The organism is Allobosea sp. P1_B10 (assembly GCF_056406735.1).
Genome location: NZ_JBFTZP010000004.1, coordinates 1 through 17,665, shown reverse-complemented (window position 1 = coordinate 17,665; position 17,665 = coordinate 1). Strand labels below are relative to the sequence as shown.

Genomic DNA, 17,665 nt, shown 5'->3' with positions numbered 1-17,665 from the left:
TACGCGACAGAATTTCAGTTGCCAGCCCGCGCTGGTTCGGTCGGAGCATGTCCCCGAGGACAGCTACGCGGCGCTGACCGTCTCCAGGAACTGCTCGACCTCTGCCATCAAGGTCTGGGCCCGGTGGGCGAGGTCAGTGGTGGCGGACAGCGCCGCAGCCGAGGCCCGGCTCGAGTCCGACGCCTGCCGCGCCACGCCCATGACGTTGTTGGCAACCTCGGCCGATCCGAGCCAGGCCTGCTGGAGATTGCAGGCGGTGCGTCCCGTGGCCGCTTCCTGCTCGTCGATCTCGTCGGCGATAAGCGAGCCGATCCCGTTCATGTCGCCGATCGTCTGCCGGATATCGCCGACGGCACTGGCGACGACGCGAGAGGCCGCCCGGATGGCGCCGATCTGGGAATCGATTTCCGCCGTAGCGTCCGCCGTCTGGACCGCCAATGCCTTGATCTCGCCCGCCACGACCGAGAAGCCCCTGCTGGTCGTGCCGGCACGTGCAGCCTCGATCGTCGCGTTCAGGGCCAGGAGCTTGGTCCGGGCTGCGATTTCGCGGATCACGTCCACGATGCCGCCGATACGGTCGACTGACACCGTGAGTTCCGCGACCTGCAGGGTGATCTGATGCGCCTCCCCCACAGCGCGCGTCGAGATTTCGGAGGATGCCGCGATGCGCTTGCGCACGCCGCCGAGTGATTCCGCGAGCGCGTCGGTCGCGGACGCGACAGCCTCGATATTCGCCGTCGCATCGAGCGAGCAGGTGAGCGCGGCGTCGGCCTGGTGCAGGGTTTCGCCCGATGAACCGGCAAGGGAGCGGGCGAGGCCATGCAGGTCACTCGCGGCATTGGTGAGCGACCGAACGACACTGGCGACGGCCTGCTCGAAGTTGGTGGCCAGCGCTTCCAGCGTGCTGCGCCGGCTTTTGCGCGCGGCATCGAGATAGACCGAGATGGCGAGGTCCATGTCGAGGAGCGCGGCCTGGCTGAACGCGGCGGCGACGCGCCTCTGCCGGCTCGCGCTCGTCAGGTGCCAGAGCTTCCGATCAGTGGCTGCGACGGTGATCAGCCGCGTGACGATGAAATTGTAGCCGCCAATATACCAGCGCGGCTTCAGGCCCAGGCGGCAATGCACCTCGCCGATGCGCCGCACCGAGCGGGCATAGGCGTCGTCGAAGGTTCCCGCGGTTATGAGGGCCCAATGGGCGAGTTGCATGTCCCGGGCCCGCGCGACGACCCCCGGGTTGGGAAATAACCGCGCCACCTCGGGAAATGTCAGGATGTGCCGATAGAACTCGTCGAGGATGTCGGGCAGCTTGGAGGCGACCGCCGGCTGGAACTCCCTCAGCAGGGCCCGGACGCCGTCATCGATCCCCGCGAAATGAAGGCGCTCGGCGATGTCCTCGCCGCTCGCATTCATCGTCGCGTCATCCTCGCCAGCCATGGGGCAGGAAGCGCCAGCCATTGCAGGTTGGGCCAGAATGATGGCAGCTTCGCCTAAAGGCGCATGCCCGAGCGGGCTGCCAAAAGCTTGGGGTCCGAATAGGCTCATATGATAGAGGCCCTCAGCGCCGGATTCGCGACCGCATCCCGCTCACGGGCGTTATGTACGGCTACGCTCTTCTTACGTACCGTAACGTACATAACGTATGGTTAACAGAAGAATAATGCGCGCCCTATTGGCTTGATCCGGAGGATCTGTTTGGAGCATCAGCTGAAGGGCGATTTCGAGATCCGAAATCAGGTCCTGCTCTCGCTGCGTCCCGAGGCGCGGGAGTACCTGCAGCCCCTGATGGTCACCAGGAGGCTTTCGCCGGGGCAGGTCCTGTATGAGGACAGCGCCGCGTTCACCCATGCGATCTTCCCGCATGAGGGCGTGATTTCCATGAATGCCGACATGCGGGACGGGCGCGGCGTGGAAAAGGCCTCGATCGGCTATGAAGGCTTCGTCGGCATCGCGCTCGTGATGGGCGGCGACGAGGCGATGAGTCAGTCCAGCGTCGTGGTGCCGGGCTACGCGTCGTGGCTGTCGATCCAAGACCTCGACGAAGCCATCGCCCGCTTTCCCTGCGTCCGGCACGCCATGCTGCGCTACGCCAAATGCCTGATCATCCAGCTGCTGGAATCGGTCGCATGCAACAGCCTGCACAGCGCCGAGGAGCGAATCTGCCGCTGGCTCCTGCATGCGCATGACCGGGTTGCCGGCGACTCGTTCCAGCTCACCCAGGCGGCGATCTCGCAGGCGCTCGGGCTGCGCCGGGCGACCGTCAACGTCGTCTGCTCCAAACTGATGGAGGACGGCGCCATCGCCTATTCGCGCGGGGACTTTGCAGTGCGCGAGCGCAACCTGATGGAGGCGCGCAGCTGCGCCTGCTACGGCCGGATAAGCCGCGCCTTCGAGAGGAACTCGCAGCCGCTGGCCCGCTTCATCGACACGTCGCCACCGCTGTCTTCGGCGGAGGGCCCAGGCCCGAATGGTGGCGGTTGAGCCCGCCAGATAAGCCTCGCCGCAGTTCGTAACGCCGGCGCCTCGACGCAACGACAACCTCGCCTCCAGCATGCCTCCATCGCATCGCCGCGCGTAGCCCTGTCTCTTGCATTCGATTGCATGCAACCGCATTCATCGCGATAACAAGAGATGTTGTCGCGGGTGGAGGATGTGCTTCCCCTCGGCACAAACGCGCGGAACTGGAGGGGAGTGCCTCTCCTGCCGACGCGGCAAGCTCAAGGGAAACGGGGGGAAACTGCGGTAATGGATGAGCTTAGCGACAATAGTGAAGGCGTTTTGGCAGCGCTGCTAGCGCTCCCGCGTCTGATTGCGGGACAGGACGACCTTGTTCGACGCGGCCGTCACCTGAGCACGGTGTGCATCGTCGGGACCCGTCAGGACACGGTATTCCTGACGATCGAGCGCGGACTGGTTACTGCGGCCGATGGTGGCCCTGCCCTGCTGCGCGCGGCGAGCTTCGCCTATCGCGCCGACCCCGCAGCCTGGACCGGCTATTGGCAGGCCATGCCAGCTCCGGGCTTTCATGACCTGCTCGCGCTGACAAAGTCCAAGAAGGCGACGGTGGAAGGCCAGATCCAGACCTTCCTGACGCATCTGCAGTATTTCAAGGATCTGCTCGCTCTCCCGCGCGGCCTGGGAGGCACGGCATGAGCCCGGACTTCGAGCCTATCGTCGGTCGCTACCTCCGCTGCGAGGTTTCTGGTGTCGCCCAGCGCATCTATGTCGAGGAGGCAGGCGAAGGCATCCCGCTGCTGTGCCTGCACACGGCCGGCGCCGATGGCAGGCAGTGGCGCCATCTGATGAATGACCCGGCCGTTACCGCCCATTTCCGCGTGATCGCGTTCGACATGCCTTTCCACGGCAAGTCCAACCCGCCCGAAAGCTGGCGCGGCGAGGAATACCGGCTGACCACGCAATCCTACACGGATGCGATCCGCTCGGTCTCGGCCGCGCTGGGTCTCGATCGCCCCGTCGTCATGGGTTGCTCCATCGGCGGGCGGATCGTGCTGAGCCTGGCGATTTCACATGCGACCGAGTTCAGGGCCCTGATCGGGCTCGAGGCGGCCGACCACCAGGAGCCCTGGTACGACACGACGTGGCTGCATCTGCCCGATATCCATGGCGGGGAGATCTGCGCCGCCCTGGTATCGGGTCTGATAGCGCCCGGCGGGCCGGAAGCCTCGCGCCGCGAGACCTTGTGGCACTACATGCAAAGCGGCCCGGGCGTATTCAAGGGCGACCTCTATTTCTATCGGGTCGATGCGGATCTGCGCCCTCTCGTCGGTGGCATCGACACGGCGACCTGCCCGCTGTTCCTGCTCACCGGCGAATACGACTATTCATGCTCGCCGCAGGACACGCTGCGGACGGCTGCAAAAATCCCGGGGGCGCAAGCGACCGTCATGGAACGCCTCGGGCATTTCCCCATGAGCGAGAACCCCGAGCAGTTCCGGCGCTACATCCTTCCGGTGCTGCAGCAGATCAGGGGCGGCGCCGCGTCCTGAGGCGACGCGCTGTCGCCGATCACATGGGAGCGGCAACCGTCCCGGAGAGGCTGTGTTTCTCTTCGCGCTCAGACCTTGAGCGCGAAGGGATCCCGTTCCTCGTCGGAAAAGTCGATCATGACGTTCTTCGTGCGCAGGAACTCGTCCAGCGCCGCAACGCCGCGCTCCTTGCCGAAGCCGGAGTCCTTGAAGCCGCCGAAGGGGGCCATCGCGCTGGAGGCGCGGTAGGTGTTAACCCAGACCGTGCCCGCCTCGACGGCCCGCGAGACCCGCATCGCGCGCGACAGGTTGTTGGTCCAGATGCCGGCCGCCAGTCCATATTTCGAGTTGTTGGCGATCGCGATCGCGTCCTCCTCGGTATCGAAGGGTATGATCGACAGGACGGGACCGAAGATCTCTTCCTGGGCGATCGTCATCTCGTTGTCGACTTCGGTGAAGATCGTCGGCTCGACGAACAGCCCGCGGCCGAGGTGATCGCCACTCGCCTGCTTTCCACCTGCTGCAAGGCGGGCTCCGCCACTGCGCGCGGACTCGATAGCCTTCAGGATCCTGTCGAATTGCGGCTCGTTGGCGACGGTGCCCATCTCGGTGGCCTTGTCGAGCGGATTACCGAGGCGAATGCGGCCTGCTCGCTCGACCAGGCGCGCGGCGACCTCGTCATGGACCTTGCGCTGCACCAGCAGCCGCGAGCCCGCGATGCAGGTCTGCCCCGTAGCCCCGAAGATGCCAGCCAGGGCGCCGACGACGGCGCGGTCGAGATCGGCATCGTCGAAGATCATGTTCGGCGATTTCCCGCCAAGCTCCAGCGTCACCGGAACCAGCGCGCGGCCGGCGTCCGACGCGATCTGGCGTCCGACATTGGGGCTTCCGGTGAAGCTGATGCGGTCGATCCGGCCAGCCTGGAGCAGCGCTTGGCCGGCGCGATAGTCGCCCGTCACGACATTGAAGACGCCGGGCGGAAAGCCGGCCTCGCGAACGAGCTCAGCGAATTCCAGCGTCGTCACGGATGCGTGCTCGGAGGGCTTCACCACCACGCAGTTGCCGGCGGCCAAGGCGGGCGCCAGCTTGTTGCAGAGCAGGCCCATCGGCGAGTTCCAGGCCGTGATCAGGACCGCCACACCCAGCGGCTCGCGCCGGGTGAAATCAAAGACATCACGTTGGTCGAGCGGGATCGTATCGCCAAAGATCTTGTCGGCGCAGCCGGCGAAGAAGCGATAGTTCCGTGCCGCGAAGTGCATCTGGCCGTGCGTCTCGCGGATGATCTTGCCGTTGTCGGTCGACTCCAGCGTCGCGATGCGTTCGGCATTCTGCTCCAGCAGATCGGCCAGCCTGTTCAGGAGCTTTCCGCGCGCGAGGCCCGAGGTCTTGCTCCAGACGGTCTCATAGGCGTGCCTGGCGGTCGCGATGGCCTCCGCAACCTGGCTGGCGCTCGCCTGCGGGACGGTGGCCCAGCTCTCCCGCGTATAGGGATTGATCGCATCGAACCGTTCCTGGTTCGGCGCCCGGACAGCAGCGTTCCCGATGAAGAGATCATAGGTCTTCGTCATGATGCGTCCGGCCCTCCGAATTGCCCTAGGTGTCGCGATCCGTGCCGCTCGATCGGATCGGCCCGCACGTGCGGATGAGTGTCCGCGATTGCCGCACACATCTGAGTGTCGCCCCCACGATTGTCAACAGTTGAATGGAACACCTCCTAATCAATTCGCTCAGCCCGCGCGCGCAGCTAGACAGTGCCCTCCCAGGCGTTTGACTCACGTCGAAAGCGCGGCTCGCTTGACGCAACAGGGTTCACCACGCATACAACTGTCAACATTAAACATGGGAGGAAAATGAATGCGAAATGCCATCGCCGCCTGTGCCGCCCTGTTGCTGGGCGCGAGCGCAGCCGCAGCCGAGACCTACCCGTCGCGCAGGATCACCGCGATCGTGCCGTTCGCTGCCGGCAGCGGCACGGATTCCGTGGCTCGCATCGTCTCCCAGAAGCTCTCGGAAGTCCTCAAGACCACCATCGTGATCGACAATCGCGGTGGCGCCAACGGCACCATCGGCGCGACCGCTGGCGCGCGTGCCGACGCCGACGGCTACAACCTGGTTTTCGGCGGTTCCTCGACCCACGCGGCAGCGCCCAGCATGGTCAAGTCCATCCAGTATGACCCGAAGACGGATTTCGCGCCGATCGCGCAGCTGGGCCTGTTCCCCTACTTCCTGTTCGTGAACCCCGAGGTCCCCGCGAAAAGCGTGCGCGAGCTGGTGGCCTATGGAAAGAGCAAGCCGGAGGCGCTGTCCTTCGCTTATGGCAATGCGATCGGCCAGTTGTCGGGCGAGTTGCTGAAGCGTCAGGCCGGCGTGCCACTGCTCGCGGTTCCCTACAAGAGCAGCCCGCCGGCGCTGACGGATGTCGTGGCCGGCCGCGTCTCGATGATCTTCGTCGACATGACCGCCGCGCAGTCTCTGGCCCAGGCCGGACAGCTGCGCACGCTGGCAACGACGACGCAGACACGCAGCGAACTCTACGGCGACCTGCCGTCGATGAAGGAAGAAGGCGTCGACTTCAGGAACCTGTCCGCCTGGACGGGTTTGTTCGCGCCCAAGAACACGCCGCCGGACATCGTTGCGAAACTCTCCGAGTCCCTGAAGGTGGTCCTCGAGGATCCAGCCGTGCGCAAGCGCCTGGGTGAGATCGGCTTCGAGGCCAAATGGATCGGGCCGAAGGACTTTGCCCAGCACGTGGCCAGCGACGTCGACCTGTGGGCCCAGCTCACGAAAGATGCTGGCATCGAGCCGCAGTGAGGCACCCATGACCGAATACGCAATCCACGCTATCCGCTACGCGCGGAAGGAAGAACGCCGGTCTTCCGCCAATTTCGTCGGCGGGGACCCGCATGACCGGCCGATGCCGATGGACTTCTTCGTCTGGGCACTTGTCGGCAAGGACCGCACCTTCATCGTCGATTCCGGCTTCGACGAACCGGCCGGAAAGGCGCGCAATTATGACACCACGCGCCCCGTTGCGGACGGCCTGAAGCAGATCGGGGTCGACCCGGCCTCGGTCGAGGATGTCATCATTACGCATGTGCACTGGGACCATGCCGGCAACCACGACCTGTTCCCGAAGGCGCGCTACCATGTCCAGGAGCGGGAGATGCACTTCTGCACGGGGCGCTGCATGTGCCAGCCTGATCTCCGCATGGCCTACAACCCCACCGACGTGACCAAGATGGTGTCGCGGGTGTTCGAGGGGCGCGTCGCTTTCCACGACCTGGATTCGCAGCTGACGGACGGCATCTCGCTGCATTGGGTCGGCGGCCACACCGGTGGCCTGCAGGTCGTGCGCGTGCGGACGCGACGTGGGCACGTGGTGCTCGCATCGGACGCCGCGCATTTCTACGCCAACCTCCTGGAACGCCGCCCCTTCCCTGTCCTCTCCGATACCGACGAGATGCTGGCCGGCTTCGACCGGGTCAAGCAGCTGGCGGACGGACCCGCGCATATCATCCCCGGCCATGATCCGCAGGTGCTGTCGCTGTTTCCCGCGACGCATCCGGAGATCGAGGGGATAGCACGGCTCGACGGCGATCCGCTGGCGATGCCGACCTCCTGACGTAACAAAGGCTGCCGCAGACCGGTCGGCGGCAGCCTTTCCTTGATCTATCTGCAGTCGCTCAGGACTTCGCCTGCTCGATCACCTTGATGATCACCGGCCAGTACTGCGCGCCATATCCCTGCTCGGAAGCCTCGCGCAGGACATCGGCCCCAAGTGCCGCCTCGCGAGCGTTGATGCCGCCATCGGCTGCCATTGCCAAAGCGTAACCCACATCCTTGAGCATGTAGTCGGTCGGGAATACGCGCTCGGGAAACTCCCTGGCCGCCACCGCCTTGAAGCCGTGGTTGCGCAGCGCAAAACTATCCGCAGATCCCTTGGAGAAGGCCTCGAACAGGGACTGGCGGGACACGCCGGCGGTCTCGGCGATCGCAGCAGCCTCGCACAGCGCCGTCACGGTGCCGACGACGACCATGTTGTTCAAGATCTTGACGACCTGCCCGGCGCCGACCTGCCCGCAATGCGTGACTTCGGACGCAAAGCAGCGCAGCAGCGGCTCGATGCGTGAGAACAGCTCCGGTGGGGCGCCGACGGTGATGGCAAGCGTGCCAGCCTCCGCCGCCGCGCGGGTGCGAGCGACCGGAGCATCCGCATAGCTCACGCCGATGGTCTCGAAAGCCTCCGCCAGGCTGCGCGTCAGCTTGAGCGGGCTGGTCGACAGATCGACCAGGGTCTGCCCCTTGCGCATGAGCTTGAGCAGGCCGTCCGGCCCCTCGCAAAGCCGTTGCAGATGCTCACCGCTCGGCAGAGACAGGAAGACGATATCGGCCGCTGCCACCTCGGCAAGGCCGCCGGATTCGGCGCCGAGGCCGACGAGACGCTCCACCGGCGCCGGGTTCAGATCGGTGACCGTCACCGCCAGACCGGATTTCTGCACCAAATGGCGGCACATAGGCTCGCCCATGACGCCGAGCCCGATGAAGCCCAGTGTCTTCGTTTCAGTCATGAAGTCGAACCTCCGCAGTCCATCCAGAAAGAAATCGGTCAGAGCCCGAGATAGGCTCGCCGGACATAGTCGCTGGCGAGCAGGTCCTTGCCTGCACCGCTCAACGCCACAGCGCCGGTCTCGAGGACGAAGGCCTGGTCGCAGAGGTTCAGCGCCAGCTTCGCGTTCTGCTCGACGAGGACGATCGACATGCCGGTATCCCGGCTGATCTCCGTGACGATGCGCGCGATCTCGTCGACGATGATCGGAGCCAGCCCGAGAGACGGCTCGTCGAGCAGGAGCAGGCGCGGGCGTGCCATCAGCGCGCGGCCTATCGCCAGCATCTGCTGTTCGCCGCCAGACAGCGACCCCGCCGACTGCTTGCGCCGTTCGACCAGGCGCGGGAAATAGCCGTAGATCGTTTCCAGCGAGCGCCGGGTCTGCGCGCCGTCGCGGCCGAGATAGGCGCCGACCATCAGGTTGTCGGAGACGCTCATCTGCGAAAACACGCGCCGCCCCTCCGGCGAGAGCGCAATGCCCCTCCCGACCCGCTGCGGTGCGCTCAGCCCATCGATGCGCTCGCCATCGAAATGGATCTCGCCGCGAGCAAGCGATTTCAGCCCGATGATGGCCTTCAAGGTCGTGGTCTTGCCCGCCCCGTTCGAGCCGATCAGCGAGACGATCGAGCCCTTCGGAACGGACACGCTGACGTCCCGCAAGGCGGTGACGCCGCCATAGGTCACACTGGCGCCGCGCACTTCAAGCATCGACAGCATCCTTGCCGAGATAGGCTTCGATCACCTTGGGATTGGCGACCACCGCCGCCGGAGTGCCCTCGGCGATCAGGGCGCCGCGATCGATGACGACAATGCGGTTGCAAAGGTCCATCACGGTGCGCATGTGGTGCTCGACCAGCACCATGGTGACGCCGCGCTCCGCCTTGACCCTCCGCAGAACAGCGGCAAGCTCGGCCGCCTCTTCCGGGTTCAGGCCGGCGACGGGCTCGTCGAGCATCAGCAGGCGGGGTTCGCTTGCCAGCGCGATGGCCACGCCGAGACGCCGCTGTTCGCCATAGGCGAGTTCGCGCGCCTTGATGTGGGCGCGCCGGCCAAGGCCCAGCAGATCGAGCGTCGCCATGGCGCGCTCCTCGGCATCCTCGCGCCAACGCGCCGAAGACAATCCGCTCCAGAAGCCGATCTGCCTCGTCGCGAAAGCGCCGCGCACGACACTGGCCAGGACCGATGCCTCCGAGAACAGGGTCGCCGACTGGAATGTCCGGGCGAGGCCGTCGCGGACGATCCGGTTGGCCGGCTTGCCCGAGATCTCGCGCCCCTCGAAGCGCACGCTGCCGGCCGAGGGCGCAAGGACGCCCGAGACGATGTTGAAGAGCGTCGTCTTGCCGGCTCCATTGGGGCCGATCAGCCCCAGCAGATCGCCCTGCTCGACAGTGAAGGACACGTCACGCACGGCAACGAGGCCGCCGAAATTGCGTTTGACGGCTGCGACTTGAAGCATGGACATCAGCGCGCCTCCGCAACGAGGGCCGCGGACTTGTCCCGCCGGGCGCGGCGCTCGCGCAGGCGTGCGGGCAGGCTAGCCAGACCGTCGGGCAGGAACAGCAGCGACAGGACGAGCACAGCACCGTAGATGATGTGCTGAAGCCCCTGCGTCGACCGCAGCAGTTCAGGAAGCGGCGTCAGGGTGAGCACGCCGACCAGCGGACCGGCAACACCGCTGCGGCCACCGACCACGAGCATGGTCAGGTAGGTCACCGAATCCCAGAAAGTGAAGGAGTCCGGCGACAGGAAGCGCAGGTAGTGCGCGGTCAACGCACCGGCGACACCGGCAATGCCGGATCCGATCGCGAAGGCGATCACCTGGGTCTTGTGGGTGTCGATTCCGCAGGCCTCGCTCAGGCGCTGGTTGTCGGCGGTCGCCGCCATCATGTCGCCGAAGGGTGAGCGGAACAGGAGCCAGGTGACGAGCAGCGTCACCAACGCGAAGCAGAGCGCGATGGGATAGAATTGCGGCTTGTTGGCAACCACGTAACCAAACAGCGAGAGCGGCGGGATGCCGACGAGCCCATTCGCGCCGCCGGTCAGGTCACCCAAGTCGAGCGCCAGCAGCACCGCTATCTGGCCAAAGGAAAACGCCACCAGGACGAAGTAGACGCCCCGCAGGCGCAGGATGATCCAGCCGAGGATCGCAGCCACCACCGCAGCGACGATGCCCGCGATCGCAATGCCGGCGAGGGGCGTGACGCCGAGCTTCAGGGCCAGCAGCGCCGAGACATAACCACCGACGAGCGCGAAGCCCGCATGGCCGATCGAGAGCTGCCCCGTGCGGGCGATGATCGCCAGCCCGAGCACCAGCATCAGGTTGAGGCAACCCAGCGTGCCGAGATGGACATAGAACGGATTGGGCGCCAGCGAGGGCATCGCGACAGCGGCGGCAAGGCCGATCGCGATGATGGCGAGTTGCCCGCTGGTCAATTGGCGAAACAGGGACATCACGCCTCGCGCTCCTTCTGGCCGAGCAGTCCGTGCGGCCTCAGGAGAACCACGACGATGACGGTGAGCAATTGCAGCATCTCGGCCAGGGCAGCACTCACAAAGGAGCCGGCGAAGCTCTCGGTCATGCCTATCAGCAGGCCGCCGGCGACCGCGCCCGGCACGCTCCCGAGTCCGCCGATGACCACGATGATGAAGGCCTTCAATGTCGGCGGCAGGCCTATGAAGGGCGAGACGGACAGGACCGGAGCCGTCAGCGCGCCGGCAAGGCCTGCAAGCGCGACGCCCAGAACAAAGGCCAGCGGGAAGATCACGTCGACGCGAATGCCCTGCGCCAGAGCGATCTCGGGATCCTGCGCCACGGCCCGCATGGCCCGGCCGATCTGGGTGTGCGCGATGACCACGTAGAGCGCGATCACCGCGAGAACTGCGCCGATGATGACGACGACGCGCGACCAAGGAAAGACGATCTCGCCCAGCGAGAGGACGCCCGTCGCGACCGACGGCACCGAAACCGGCGAAGGTCCCCAGATGAGGAGCGCGCTGTTTTGCATCATCAGCGCAATGCCGAGCGAGGCGATCATGCCGTTTAGCTCGTTGCCGCGGAACTGGCGAAACACCAGCCGCTCCATCACGAGGCCGAGAACGCTCGTGCCTGCCACCGCGAAGAACAGGCTCACGGCGAAGGGCAAGCCGTGGCTGCCATAGAGCACTGCGAACAGGAATGCCGACACCATGTAGAATTCGCCATGAGCGAAGTTCACGATCCGCATGATGCCGAAGACCATGGTGAAGCCGATCGCCATCAGCACGTAGATCATGCCGATCATCAGCCCGTTCACCACCGTCTGGGCGAGAATGACTTCCAGGCTCATGGCAGGCGCGCTCCGGCTGTTGCCGGGCCTGTCGGCCCTCGCGCGAATTCCGTCGCCTCGATGTGACCCGGTAGGGCCGCGATAGCCGCGCCCAACGCTTCTGCAGGCATCGATATCTCTCCCCCGACGTCGTCCGACGCCAAGCAGCTCTCCCGGCTGCGCTGAGAGAGATTGCGCATCGCTAATGTTTAATGTCAACATTAGATCGCGGCCGGCAAAGCCGGCCGACGACGCTTACAAGAACGGGAGGAACACAGGGATGAGACGTATTCTGATTGGCGCGGCGGTTGCCGCGACCAGCGTGCTGGGCGCAGGCCAGGCGGCCATTGCCGACGACACACTCACCATCGGCGTGCATGCCAGCTTCTCCGGCGCCGGCGCTGCATTTGCCCAGGGCATGCTGGCAGCGACCGAGTTCGCAGCCGAGGATGTCAACAAGCAGGGCGGGCTCGAGGTCGCCGGCAAACGCCACAAGATCGAGATCAAGCAGTACGACGACCGCTACCGCGCCCAGGATGCGGTCACGGCGATGGACCGCCTGATCGTGCAGGACAAGGTCAAGTTCGTGGTCGGCCCGATGGGCTCAGCTGCGGCCGTTGCGACGAAGGACCAGTCGACCAGCGCCAAGGTCATCACGATGACGCTGGCGTTCTCGCCGCGTGCGCTCGGGGCCGACGCGCCCTACGCCTACCGCCCGGTGCTGACGACAGTCGAGTTCTCGGAGCCGCAGGTCGCCTGGCTGGTGAAGAAGAACGCATCCAAGCAGGTCGTCGCCCTGCTCCCAAATGACGAGACCGGACAGCAGATGGGCGCCGGAAACGTCGCAGCCTATGCGAAGGCCGGCAGCAAGCTCCAGGTCGACTTCTTCGAGCGCGAGCGCGTCGATTTCGTGCCGATCCTGACTCGTGCGCTGCGCTCGGCCGACGCACTTGAGATCGGCGGTAATGCACCCACGACCGCCGGAGTCATCGTCAAGCAGGCACGCGAGCTCGGGTACAAGGGGCCGATCTACGTCACCGGCGGCGACGTCGCGGCCGAACTGGTGAAGGTTGCCGGCAAGCAGGCAGCCGAGGGCACCTATGTCCACCTCGCCATCGACGGCGGACTTCCGGCCACGGGCGGCTACGTATCGCGCTACAGCGCCAAATACGGCGCCAACATGAATGCGTTCAGCCCGTTCTTCTACTCCGGCCTGCAGATGCTCTTCTCCGCGATGCAGAAGGCAGGCACGGTCGAAGACACGACCAAGATCGCCAAGGAACTCGACGCTGTCTCGGGCTTCCCGACAGTGATGGGCAAGGCGGGTTGGACCGGCGCCGAGCGTTATGGCAGCGCCCGCCAGATCGACCTGCCGTTCTATATCGGCCAGATCAAGGATGGCGTGGTCGTCAAGGTTGCGGACTGCACCTCGTCAGAATGCAAATAAGCACGCTTGAAACGCCAAAACCTGCCGGGTTCGCCCGGCAGGTTGTTCGGTCCCGGTAGTCGGAGGCCGCTTCCAATTCCGGCCGACAGGTTATCGCGACTGCGCCGCCCAGCCGCCGGCGCCCCTACCCCTCCCGACAGCGCCGCGCACTGACGGCAGTGGCGCTCAGGCACCTTGCCTTCAGCGCTACCCGGCGGACTTCGCCACCGGACGCTGCGGCATCCCCTCTGGAACGATCGTGCGGACGATGCTCCGATCGAGCTCCTCATAGCTGGAATAGCCGATGGTATCGTACAGCTCGGTGCGGGTCTGCATGTCGTCGAGGACATTGTGGGTGCCGCCGTCGCGCTTGAGGGCAGCGTAAAGCCGCTCCTGCGCCTTGGCCGCAACCCGAAGGGACGACACGGGCCAGATCACCATCTTGTAGCCCATTTGCTCGAATTCGGCGTCGCTGAAGAACGGCGTCCTGCCGAACTCCGTCATGTTAGCCAGCAGCGGTGTGCCGCGCATCCGATCCGAAAAGGCCCGAAACATCTCGGCCGTGGTCAGCGCCTCGGGGAAGATCGCGTCGGCGCCGGCCTCCATATAGAGCTTCGCCCGAGCGACCGCCCCGTCGATGCCTTCGCTGGCGGCAGCATCCGTCCGCGCGATGATACGAAGGTGGCGGCGAGCCTTGCGTGCCGCGGCGATCTTGGCTGCCATATCCTGCGCGCCAGCCAGCTTCTTGTCGTTGAGATGGCCGCATTTCTTGGGGAGCAACTGGTCCTCGATCTGTACGGCCGCAGCGCCCGCATCCTCGAACACCCGCACCATGTGCATGACATTGAGCGCCTCGCCATAGCCGGTGTCGCCATCAACAAGGATCGGGAGATCCGCCGACCGCGCCAGCTGGCGGACGAAGAAGGCGACCTCGTCCACCGTGATGATGCCGAGGTCCGGGAGGCCCATCGAGGCCGTCATGGCTGCGCCCGAGAGGTAAAGCGCCTCGAACCCCGCCTTGCGCGCCTGCATCGCAGCCATGCCGTTGTGAGCGCCCGGCATCCGCAGGATCCCGGGTCTCGCCAGCAATTCTGCGAACCGTTCGCCTGGGGCGACGGTACTCAATTCGGAGGCAACGAGGTATGGCATCGGACGACTCCGCAGTTTGGCGAGGTGCGCAAATTTGTGTTCACAGAACAGGCGACGCCTCCTAATGTCAACATTTGACTTAAGACAAAGGCGCCATCGCCCCGCGCTTTTGCGCTGCGCGCAAGGCGATCCCGGACATCGTGTCAGCATGTAACTCGTGATATGCATGCACTGCCGTTCCGGTGAAACGGCAGCGCCCGGACCCTGGAGTGAGTTCTGAGTATGACGATGGATCCCCCTCTGTTTGGCGGTAGGACGCTTGCCGATCGGGCGTTCGAATGGCTGGAGGAAGCCATCATCAAGGGCGACTATCCCGCTGAGACCAAACTCGACGAGGTTGCTCTGGCCAAATCGTTCGGCGTCAGCCGGGGGCCGGTCCGCGAGGCCATCCGCCGGCTCGAGGGCAAGAAGCTCGTCGAGCGCGTACCCCATGTAGGGGCCCGGGTGGCGCCATTGAAATCGGGCGACCTGGCCGACCTGCTCTATGTCCGCGAGGCGCTCGAGGGCATGGCCTGCAGGCTCGCGACCGAGCGCATGTCGGATGCCGAGATCGTCGCGCTGCAGGAACTGGTCGACAGCCACTCCAAGGCCGCCCCGCTGAAGGCGGGCGACAATTACTACCAGCGCCCGGGCGACTTCGATTTCCACTTCCGCATCATCCAGGGCAGCCGGAACGCCAAGCTGATCGAGATGCTTTGCGAAGATCTCTATTACATGCTGCGCGTCTATCGCTATCGCTCGTCGGCTCGCAAGGGACGCGCCCAGGAAGCCCTGAGCGAGCATCGCGACATTCTCGCCGCCATGAAGAACCGAGATGCGGACAAGGCCGAGCAGGCCATGCGCTTTCATCTCCGGCGCGCGTTGCTCTCTATCCACGAGGAATTTCCGCAGAGCCCGGAGGCGACGCCCGAGAAGCCCGCACCGACGAAGCGCGTGCGCGAATAGACCTGCCCGATGGTCGAGGCGAGACGCGAGGCTGGCGGCGCGAAGATCCGCCTCGGCATGGTCGGTGGCGGCGAAGGCGCCTTCATCGGCGCGGTGCATCGCATGGCCGCCCGACTGGACGGGCATTACGAGCTTGTCGCCGGGGCGCTCTCGGCGACGCCAGAGAAGGCGCTGCGCTCGGCGCGGTCGCTGGGGCTCGACGACGCTCGCTCCTATCCGGATTTCGACGCGATGGCGAAGGCAGAGGCGCGCCGCCCCGACGGGATCGAGGCCGTGGCCATCGTCGCGCCAAACCATGTGCATGCTCCCGCAGCCAAGGCCTTTCTGCGTCGGGGGATCCATGTGATCTGCGACAAGCCGCTGGCGCTGAACCTGCGTGAGGCCCGTTCGCTCGGCGCTCTGGCCGCGAAGTCAGGCATGCTGCTGGCCGTAACCTACAATTACACGGGCTACCCGATGGTGCGGCACGCGCGCGAGATGATTGCGTCAGGCGCGCTGGGTGCATTGCGCGTCGTCCAGGTCGAATACGCACAGGAGTGGCTCAGCGAGCCCCTCGAGGCGACCGGTCACAAGCAGGCGGAGTGGCGTGTCGATCCTGCCCGGGCGGGCGCTGGTGGTTGCCTCGGCGACATCGGCACGCATGCATTCCAACTCGCCGAGTTCGTCACGGGTCTCGCCGTGGAGGCCGTCGCGGCCGACGTCGCGACCATGGTCCCGGGACGCCCGCTCGACGACAATGCGCATGTCCTGCTGCGCTTCGCCGGCGGCGCCCGGGGACAGCTCTGGGCCAGCCAGGTCGCGCCAGGCAACGAGAACGCTTTGCGGCTGCGGGTCTATGGCGAGCGCGGCGGGCTGAGCTGGTCTCAGGAGGATCCCAACCGGCTGTCGTGGACCCAACTCGGGCAGACAGCCCAGACCATCACTCGGGGCGGAGTTTCGGCGGGCGCTGCGGCGGCTCGGGTGACCCGCGTGCCGTCAGGTCATCCCGAGGGCTATATCGAGGCGTTCGCGACGCTTTATTCCGAGGTCGCGCTGGCGATCCGCGCTACAAGGGACGGCAATCCCCCACCGCCGGAGGCTCTGTTTCCCGATGTGCGCGACGGCGTCCGCGGCCTCGCATTCATCGAGGCCGCCCTCGCCTCCAGCCGCAACGATGCACGCTGGCGCTCCCTGGCCTAGTTCGAGCTGAACTCGTGGCCAGAGCGCGGTCGCGGATCGGGGCCGGAGGCATGCTCCAGTCCAGAGATACAGGCCGAGGCCGGTCTCTGCTGAAACTACCGCGACTTGGGATCGGATGCGTCGCGGAGTGCGTCCCCGAGGAGGTTGAGGGCGAGCACGGTCAGGAGGATGGCGAAGCTCGGGAAGACGGCGAGCCACCAGGCGTCAAGGATGTTCTCGAAGCCCTCGCGGATCATGCCACCCCAGGTTGCTGTAGGCGGGGGGACGCCCAGGCCGATGAAGGACAGAGAAGCCTCGGTGCGAATGGCCGAAGCCATCCAGAGCGAGCTCATCACCACCACGTCCGAGAGCATGTTGGGCAGGATGTGGCGGAACATGATGCGCAATGGGCCGCAGCCATAGGCGCGGCTGGCCTCGACGAAGTCGCGCTGCTTGAGCGTGATCGTCGGCGCGCGGGCGACGCGGGCGAAGGGCGCGATCTCCGTGATCGCGATCGCGATGATCAGGTTCTCCAGGCTGGCGCCCAGCATCGCCGCGATCATCAACCCGAGAAGAAGCGTCGGGAAGGAGAGCATGACGTCGAGGACGCCCATCACGATCTGGTCGAAGACGCCGCCGATATAGCCGGCGATGACGCCGATCGTCGTGCCCACGATCATGGCGATCACGATCGCGACGAAGCCGACGAAGAGCGAGATGCGGGCCCCGTAGATCAGGCGCGAGAGCACGTCGCGGCCGTAGGAGTCCGTGCCCAGCCAGAATTCGGCGGAAGGCGGCTCCAACCTTGCGACGATGTTCTGCTCGATCGGATCATAGGGCGCCAGCCAGGGCGCGAAGACCGCGACGAGCACGATCAGCGCCAGCAGGACGAGCCCGACCCAGGACAGGCGGTTGCGGGTAAAGGCGAGCCAGAGGCCGCCCGGCCGCACCGGTTCGGTTGCGGTGGTGTCGGTCATTCGTATTTCACCCTGGGGTCGACGAGGCCATAGGCGAGATCGGTGAGCGTATTCACGGCGATCACGCAGACGGCGAAGATGATCATCAGGCCCTGCAGCAGCGTATAGTGTATAGT

Annotated in this window: 17 protein-coding genes; 8 read left to right on the top strand and 9 right to left on the bottom strand. The window is 65.6% G+C overall.

Features of this window, described 5'->3' with window-relative positions; all coding sequences use genetic code 11:
* Positions 1 to 63: 63 nt before the first annotated feature.
* Positions 64 to 1,434, bottom strand: a complete 1,371-nt coding sequence (locus AC1D2L_RS10795) for a protoglobin domain-containing protein (RefSeq protein ID WP_476845871.1) — start codon at positions 1,432 to 1,434, stop codon at positions 64 to 66.
* Between the two features lie 258 nt (positions 1,435 to 1,692).
* Between AC1D2L_RS10795 and AC1D2L_RS10790 the strand changes: the two genes are divergently transcribed.
* The 3 genes from AC1D2L_RS10790 (at position 1,693) to AC1D2L_RS10780 (ending at position 4,004) form a co-directional block, all read left to right on the top strand.
* Entirely contained in the window at positions 1,693 to 2,478 is a 786-nt protein-coding gene (locus tag AC1D2L_RS10790) for a Crp/Fnr family transcriptional regulator (protein ID WP_476845870.1), read from the top strand.
* A 264-nt stretch (positions 2,479 to 2,742) separates the two neighbouring features.
* Positions 2,743 to 3,150: a hypothetical protein gene (locus tag AC1D2L_RS10785; RefSeq protein ID WP_476845869.1), complete on the top strand. Its 408-nt coding sequence runs from the start codon at positions 2,743 to 2,745 to the stop codon at positions 3,148 to 3,150.
* The gene (locus AC1D2L_RS10780; protein ID WP_476845868.1) at positions 3,147 to 4,004 is read left to right on the top strand and encodes an alpha/beta fold hydrolase; all 858 of its coding nucleotides are present in this window, start codon (positions 3,147 to 3,149) and stop codon (positions 4,002 to 4,004) included. The genes AC1D2L_RS10785 and AC1D2L_RS10780 overlap by 4 nt, the downstream gene beginning before the upstream one ends.
* 68 nt (positions 4,005 to 4,072) lie before the next feature.
* On the opposite strand, the gene AC1D2L_RS10775 is transcribed toward AC1D2L_RS10780, so the two are convergent.
* Complete coding sequence (locus AC1D2L_RS10775; RefSeq protein WP_476845867.1) at positions 4,073 to 5,551, bottom strand: aldehyde dehydrogenase; 1,479 nt, start codon at positions 5,549 to 5,551, stop codon at positions 4,073 to 4,075.
* Between the two features lie 286 nt (positions 5,552 to 5,837).
* Between AC1D2L_RS10775 and AC1D2L_RS10770 the strand changes: the two genes are divergently transcribed.
* A complete protein-coding gene (locus AC1D2L_RS10770) occupies positions 5,838 to 6,794 on the top strand; it encodes a Bug family tripartite tricarboxylate transporter substrate binding protein (protein WP_476845866.1) in 957 nt (318 codons plus the stop codon).
* A 7-nt stretch (positions 6,795 to 6,801) separates the two neighbouring features.
* Positions 6,802 to 7,605: an N-acyl homoserine lactonase family protein gene (locus AC1D2L_RS10765; protein WP_476845865.1), complete on the top strand. Its 804-nt coding sequence runs from the start codon at positions 6,802 to 6,804 to the stop codon at positions 7,603 to 7,605.
* 61 nt (positions 7,606 to 7,666) lie between these two features.
* Here AC1D2L_RS10765 and AC1D2L_RS10760 read toward each other — a convergent pair whose 3' ends face one another.
* Genes AC1D2L_RS10760 through AC1D2L_RS10740 form a run of 5 tightly spaced genes read right to left on the bottom strand, consistent with a single transcriptional unit; the run spans position 7,667 to position 11,915 of the window.
* Positions 7,667 to 8,551: an NAD(P)-dependent oxidoreductase gene (locus AC1D2L_RS10760; protein ID WP_476845864.1), complete on the bottom strand. Its 885-nt coding sequence runs from the start codon at positions 8,549 to 8,551 to the stop codon at positions 7,667 to 7,669.
* Between the two features lie 38 nt (positions 8,552 to 8,589).
* Positions 8,590 to 9,297 (bottom strand): ABC transporter ATP-binding protein, encoded by a 708-nt coding sequence (locus tag AC1D2L_RS10755; RefSeq protein ID WP_476845863.1) that lies wholly within the window; start codon positions 9,295 to 9,297, stop codon positions 8,590 to 8,592.
* Complete coding sequence (locus AC1D2L_RS10750) at positions 9,290 to 10,051, bottom strand: ABC transporter ATP-binding protein (RefSeq protein WP_476845862.1); 762 nt, start codon at positions 10,049 to 10,051, stop codon at positions 9,290 to 9,292. The genes AC1D2L_RS10755 and AC1D2L_RS10750 overlap by 8 nt, the downstream gene beginning before the upstream one ends.
* A complete protein-coding gene (locus AC1D2L_RS10745) occupies positions 10,051 to 11,040 on the bottom strand; it encodes a branched-chain amino acid ABC transporter permease (RefSeq protein WP_476845861.1) in 990 nt (329 codons plus the stop codon). The genes AC1D2L_RS10750 and AC1D2L_RS10745 overlap by 1 nt, the downstream gene beginning before the upstream one ends.
* Entirely contained in the window at positions 11,040 to 11,915 is an 876-nt protein-coding gene (locus AC1D2L_RS10740; RefSeq protein ID WP_476845860.1) for a branched-chain amino acid ABC transporter permease, read from the bottom strand. The genes AC1D2L_RS10745 and AC1D2L_RS10740 overlap by 1 nt, the downstream gene beginning before the upstream one ends.
* A gap of 259 nt (positions 11,916 to 12,174) precedes the next feature.
* Here AC1D2L_RS10740 and AC1D2L_RS10735 point away from each other — a divergent pair, with 259 nt between their 5' ends.
* Complete coding sequence (locus AC1D2L_RS10735) at positions 12,175 to 13,341, top strand: ABC transporter substrate-binding protein (protein ID WP_476845859.1); 1,167 nt, start codon at positions 12,175 to 12,177, stop codon at positions 13,339 to 13,341.
* Between the two features lie 186 nt (positions 13,342 to 13,527).
* On the opposite strand, the gene prpB is transcribed toward AC1D2L_RS10735, so the two are convergent.
* Positions 13,528 to 14,469, bottom strand: coding sequence for a methylisocitrate lyase (gene prpB / locus AC1D2L_RS10730; RefSeq protein WP_476845858.1), 942 nt, complete (start codon positions 14,467 to 14,469; stop codon positions 13,528 to 13,530).
* Between the two features lie 228 nt (positions 14,470 to 14,697).
* Here prpB and AC1D2L_RS10725 point away from each other — a divergent pair, with 228 nt between their 5' ends.
* The gene (locus tag AC1D2L_RS10725; protein WP_476845857.1) at positions 14,698 to 15,414 is read left to right on the top strand and encodes a GntR family transcriptional regulator; all 717 of its coding nucleotides are present in this window, start codon (positions 14,698 to 14,700) and stop codon (positions 15,412 to 15,414) included.
* A gap of 9 nt (positions 15,415 to 15,423) precedes the next feature.
* Complete coding sequence (locus AC1D2L_RS10720) at positions 15,424 to 16,593, top strand: Gfo/Idh/MocA family protein (protein WP_476845856.1); 1,170 nt, start codon at positions 15,424 to 15,426, stop codon at positions 16,591 to 16,593.
* A 95-nt stretch (positions 16,594 to 16,688) separates the two neighbouring features.
* On the opposite strand, the gene AC1D2L_RS10715 is transcribed toward AC1D2L_RS10720, so the two are convergent.
* Positions 16,689 to 17,549 carry an ABC transporter permease gene (locus tag AC1D2L_RS10715; RefSeq protein WP_476845855.1) on the bottom strand — a complete coding sequence of 287 codons (861 nt, stop codon included), beginning with the start codon at positions 17,547 to 17,549 and terminating at the stop codon, positions 16,689 to 16,691.
* Between the last annotated feature and the right edge of the window lie 116 nt (positions 17,550 to 17,665).